This is a genomic window from Pseudomonas sp. 51_B, from assembly GCF_017491595.1.
Lineage (GTDB): Bacteria > Pseudomonadota > Gammaproteobacteria > Pseudomonadales > Pseudomonadaceae > Aquipseudomonas > Aquipseudomonas promysalinigenes.
Window position 1 is genome coordinate 1 of the sequence record NZ_JAFGYW010000249.1, and the last position, 490, is coordinate 490.

Sequence of the window (490 nt, forward strand, 5' to 3'; positions counted from 1 at the left end):
GTTCAGCAAATTGGGCAGATCAGTATGTTTGCCATGTGACGAGTGCCGCTGCGCGCCTTAGTATGGCGCTTTAATTTGCAGAAAAGGCCCGTTCATGACGATAGAAATCCGCGCGGCGACCCCCAGCGATGCGCCGCAAATCCTCACCTTCATCACCGAACTGGCAGATTTCGAGAAGGCCCGTCACGAAGTCATCGCCAGCGTAGCTGACATCGAACGCAGCCTGTTCGGCGAAGGCGCCACCGCCCACGGCCTGATCTGCCTGCGCGACGGCTTGCCGATCGGCTTCGCTGTGTTCTTCTTCAGTTATTCAACGTGGCTGGGCAGCAATTGCCTGTACCTCGAAGACCTCTACATCACCCCCGAACAACGTGGCGGCGGCGCCGGCAAAACCCTGCTGCGCCACCTGGCAAAAATCGCCTGCGCCAACGACTGCGGCCGCTTCGAATGGAGTGTGCTGGAATGGAACACCCCGGCCATCGAATTCTAT

1 protein-coding gene is annotated in these 490 nt (G+C 58.8%); it reads left to right on the plus strand.

Features of this window, described 5'->3' with window-relative positions; all coding sequences use genetic code 11:
- Positions 1-94: 94 nt before the first annotated feature.
- A partial coding sequence (locus J5M56_RS24665) for a GNAT family N-acetyltransferase (RefSeq protein ID WP_207938020.1) occupies positions 95-490 on the plus strand: 396 nt, incomplete at its 3' end.